Origin of the sequence: Erythrobacter sp., assembly GCF_038133525.1 — a bacterium.
GTDB lineage: Bacteria > Pseudomonadota > Alphaproteobacteria > Sphingomonadales > Sphingomonadaceae > Qipengyuania.
The window spans coordinates 235-1,545 of the sequence record NZ_JAYPTL010000197.1; the positions used below are offsets into that span (position 1 = coordinate 235).

Below are 1,311 nucleotides of genomic sequence, written 5' to 3' on the forward strand. Positions count from 1 at the left end.
CCGCGGCCTCTCCGTCGAGCACGTAGGGGAAGGGGATCTCCTGCCGCGAGCGGCCGACATCGACCGTGACCTCGTGATCTTCGAGTATCAGCTTCAGCTGTTCGGCAAGATAGTTCGAAAACAGCTTGGGGCGGGTGATCGTCGTCGCATAGCGCCCGGCCCGCGTCAGCCGCGCAAAACTGCGCGGGACTTCGGCCGCGCTTTCGGCAGCGGACTTGCCGTTGCCCGAATATTTCATGCGCAGTTCCGGATAGGCATAGGTACCATCGGTGCGCTTCATCCGGTCGGGCACGGTGCCATGCTTGGCATAGGCGATCATGTCGGCGCGCAGCGCGCCGCGGGCCTCGTCATAGAGGCGGGTGATTTCGTCGATTATTTCCTGGGGTGTATTCATCGCCATTAGCTAGCGCGCCAATTCCAACAATTCAAAGACTAGCGCGCAGCACATGCACAAAAAGAAAAGGCGCGGACAGCCAATGCCGTCCGCGCCCTTCTTTTGCTTTGGCGCAAGATCCTGAAAAATCAGGCCTGCTCTTCGTCCGAAGCTTCTTCTTCGCCTTCGCCATGCTCGGTGATGTCGCCGGGCTCTGCGTTGGGGTCACGCTCTTCGGTGAAGCCGGTCTGTTCAGCCGACTCTTCCTCGAACATCGCGGCAAGCACGTCGACGCCTTCGGACTGAAGCTCAGCTTCGTCGTCCGAACGGGCAACGTTCGCCTTGATGGTGACGTGCACTTCGGGGTGCAGCGCGATGGTCACGTCGAACATGCCGATCGTCTTGATCGGATGGCCGAGCACGACCTGCTTCTTGTCGATGTCGTGGCCCTTTTCGTTAAGGGCAACGGTGATGTCGCGGACGCTGACCGAACCGTACAGCTGGCCGGCGTTGGACGAGGCACGGATCAGGACGATCTCGGTGCCTGCAACCTTTTCGCCAGCCTTTTCGGCGTCGGGGCGCTTCTCGGCGTTTTCAGCCTCGAGGCGTTCGCGGTTGGCTTCGAAGACCTTCTTGTTCGCCTCATTGGCGCGAAGGGCCTTCTTGTTGGGCAGCAGGAAGTTGCGGGCGTAGCCGTCCTTGACGGTCACGACGTCACCAATGGTGCCGAGCTTCTCGATGCGTTCGAGGAGGATGATGTCCATGGGTTATCCCTCCTTACTTAACGATGTAGGGCAGCAGGCCGATGTGGCGCGCGCGCTTGATGGCCTTGGCCAGTTCACGCTGCTTCTTCGCGCTGACGGCGGTGATGCGGCTGGGGACGATCTTGCCACGCTCGGACATGAAGCCCTGGAGGAGGCGGACGTCCTTGTAGTCGA

General features: G+C 60.8%; 2 protein-coding genes and 1 pseudogene. All 3 read right to left on the bottom strand.

Going from position 1 to position 1,311, the window contains the following annotated elements:
• Window positions 1–394 (bottom strand): annotated as a pseudogene (locus AAFM29_RS17980) (AMP nucleosidase); the annotation flags it as partial.
• Between the two features lie 128 nt (window positions 395–522).
• Window positions 523–1,137 carry a 50S ribosomal protein L9 gene (gene rplI, locus AAFM29_RS17985; protein ID WP_341714070.1) on the bottom strand — a complete coding sequence of 205 codons (615 nt, stop codon included), beginning with the start codon at window positions 1,135–1,137 and terminating at the stop codon, window positions 523–525.
• Between the two features lie 13 nt (window positions 1,138–1,150).
• The coding region (rpsR, locus tag AAFM29_RS17990) for a 30S ribosomal protein S18 (RefSeq protein WP_341714071.1) at window positions 1,151–1,311 on the bottom strand (161 nt) is incomplete at its 5' end.